The 2,957-nt window shown below is 75.3% G+C and carries 3 protein-coding genes; all 3 read right to left on the bottom strand.

Going from position 1 to position 2,957, the window contains the following annotated elements:
• Positions 1 to 80: 80 nt before the first annotated feature.
• On the bottom strand, positions 81 to 1,289 hold the full coding sequence (locus PAI11_RS06800; RefSeq protein ID WP_007572237.1) for an ABC transporter permease: 1,209 nt from the start codon (positions 1,287 to 1,289) through the stop codon (positions 81 to 83).
• Positions 1,286 to 2,014: an ABC transporter ATP-binding protein gene (locus PAI11_RS06805; RefSeq protein ID WP_040598826.1), complete on the bottom strand. Its 729-nt coding sequence runs from the start codon at positions 2,012 to 2,014 to the stop codon at positions 1,286 to 1,288. Before PAI11_RS06805 ends, PAI11_RS06800 begins: the two co-directional genes overlap by 4 nt.
• On the bottom strand, positions 2,011 to 2,957 hold a 947-nt coding region (locus PAI11_RS06810), incomplete at its 5' end, for an efflux RND transporter periplasmic adaptor subunit (RefSeq protein ID WP_050897150.1). The genes PAI11_RS06805 and PAI11_RS06810, both read right to left, overlap by 4 nt.

The raw sequence follows: 2,957 nt of genomic DNA on the forward strand, positions 1-2,957 counted from the left end.
GCGGGTCGCCGCCGTGGGTCGCCGGGCGCCAGCCCTGCGACGGATCGGACGCCGCGGCGTCGATGGGCACGTCGTCGTGATCACTCAAAGCGAAGGGCCTCGATCGGGCGCAGCCGCGCGGCGCGGCCAGCCGGGTAGGTACCGAAGAACAGGCCTGCCAGCACCGAGGCGCCGAAGGCGAGGAAGACGGAGTAGGCGGCGACGCTCGGCTGCACGCCGGCGATCTGGAAGCGGCTGATCAGCAGCCCGGCGACCACGCCCAGCAGGCCGCCGAGCATCGACACCAGCACCGCCTCGGCCAGGAACTGGGTCAGGACGTCGCTGCGGCGCGCCCCGACCGCCTTGCGGATGCCGATCTCGCGGGTCCGCTCGGTGACGCTGACGAGCATGATGTTCATCACCCCGATCCCGCCGACCAGCAGCGAGATTGCCGCGACCGCGCCGAGCAGGGTCGTGAAGACCGACGTCGTCGAGCTGGACGCGGCCAGGATCGAGCCCTGGTTGATCACCGTGAAGCTGCTCGACCCGCCGCTCGCGGTCGGATGACGCTGGTCGAGGATCTCGGTGACCTCGGCCTGGGCGGCGTCGAGCGCGCCCTGCGAGCGGGCCTGGACGGTGATCGAGCTGATCGAGCCGTAGCCGGCGAGCGCGTCCTGGACCGCCGTGATCGGGGCCATCACCAGGTCGTCCTGGTTGGTCGCGCCGCTGGCGCCCTTGCTCGCGGTGACGCCGATCACCCGGAACGCGACGCCGTTGATCCGGACCGACGAGCCGACCCCGATCCCGAGGTTCTGGACGACCGTCGGGCCGACGACGGCGACCCGCTCGCGGGCCTTCGCCTGAGCCGCGCTGAACATCGCGCCCTGGGCGACCTCGTAGTTGCTGGCGGCGGCGTAGCCGGGCGTCGTGCCGATCGCCTGCGACGGCTGGTAGCTGGTGGCGCCCGAGACGAGGGTCGCGCTGGAGACCCGCACGACCGGCGACGCGCTCAGCACGTCCGGCGCCAGCTCGCGATCCTCCAGCGCCGTCGCGTCGGCGGTCGTCAGCGAGGCGCTGGCGGTCGCCGCCGACCCCGGGCCGCCCCGCGCGCCCTGGCCCATCACCAGCAGCACGTTCGTGCCGAGCGCCTGGATCTGCTGCTGGACCGCCCGCTGCGACCCCTGGCCGACGGCGACCAGCACGATCACGGCCGCGACGCCGATCGTCATCCCGAGGATCGTCAGCCCCGAGCGCAGCTTGTTGGCCACGATCCCGCCGAGCGCGATCCGCAGCGTCTCGCGCAGGCTCACGCCGCCCGCTCCCCGGCCGTCGCCGTAACCGGCGGGTGGGCGCTGTCGCTCAGGACCTGCCCGTCGCCGAGCCGGATCACCCGTCCGGCGTGCGCGGCGACCTCGTCCTCGTGCGTGATCAGGACGATCGTGCGGCCCTGCTCGTGCAGCTCGTCGAAGATCCGCAGCACCTCCTCGGTGGTGTGCGAGTCGAGGTTGCCGGTCGGCTCGTCGGCCAGCACCAGCGCGGGGTCGGTGACGATCGCCCGCGCGACGGCGACCCGCTGCTGCTGCCCGCCGGACAGCTCCGAGGGCAGGTGGTCGAGCCGCTTGGCCATCCCGACCGCCCCGAGCGCGGCCTCGGCCCGCCGGCGCCGCTCGGCCCGCGGCACCCCGGCGTAGGCCAGGGGCAGCTCGACGTTGCTCAGCGCGCTCGTCCGCGGGACCAGGTTGAAGGCCTGGAAGACGAAGCCGATCTTGCGGTTGCGCAGGTCGGAGAGGTCGTCCTCGTGGGCGTCGGCGACGTCGATCCCGTCCAGCAGGTAGCGGCCCGCGGTCGGCGCGTCGAGGCAGCCGAGGATGTGCATCAGCGTGCTCTTGCCGCTACCCGAGCTGCCCATGATCGCGACCAGCTCGCCGCGGCCGATCCGCAGCGAGACGTCGCGCAGCGCGTGGACCTCGAGGTCGGCCGCAGGCCGGTAGACGCGCGACACCCGCCGCACGTCGATCACCGGGCGCGGGCTCACGGGCGCGCACCGCCGAAGCCGCCGGGAGGCCCGCCCGCCAGGCCGCCGCCACCGCCGAGCCCGCCGCCCAGGCGCGCCCCGCCGGCGCCGCCGCCGAGCCGTCCCGCGATGGCCGCCAGGCCACCGCCGCCGGCGCCGGCGCTGAGGGCCGGCAGGACGACCCGGTCGCCGGCCTCCAAGCCGCTGGTGACCTGGGTCGCGCTGTCGCCGACGACCCCGGTCGAGACGACCCGGGTCGTCCGCTTGCCGTCCTCCTCGACGGTCACCGTGCGGCCGCGGAGCGCCTGGCTCGGGACGCTGAGGGCGCCGCTGGCCTGCTCGACGACGACCTCGGCCGACGCGCTCATCCCGGTCCGGACGCCGGTCGCGGTCTGGCTGACCGAGAGCGTGACCGGGTAGCTGACGACGCCGCTGCTGGGGCTCGACAGGATCCCGATCCGCGTCACCTTCGCCGCCAGCTGGACGCCGTCGAGCGCGGTCACGGAGACGGTCGCGCTCTGGCCGACCTTCAGCTTGCCGATGTCGGACTCGCTGAAGGAGACCTCGAGGTCGAGCCGGCTGAGCTGGGTGAGGACCAGGAACGAGGAGGAGCCGCTCGAGGAGCCGGTGGCGGCGCCCGATCCCGCGGCGCCGGTGGCGGCGCCCGCCGCCGCGCCCGTTCCCGAGGAGCCGGACGAGCCGGAGCCCGCCGAGGACCCCGACCCCGACGACCCGCTCGATCCGCCGACGCTGTCGCCGACCGCGCCGTCGAGCGACGCGATCGTGCCGGCGACCGGGGCCTCCAGCCGGGTGTCGGCCAGCGCCTGCTCGGCGTCCTCGACGGCGAGCCTGGCGCTGTCGACCGCGGCCTGCGCCGAGGCGACGCTGGTCGCCGACGAGGTCGTGCCGCTGCCGCTGGCGCCGCCCGCGCCCCCGGTCCCGCCGGCCGCGGCACCGCCGCCCG

It is taken from the genome of Patulibacter medicamentivorans (assembly GCF_000240225.1).
GTDB lineage: Bacteria > Actinomycetota > Thermoleophilia > Solirubrobacterales > Solirubrobacteraceae > Patulibacter > Patulibacter medicamentivorans.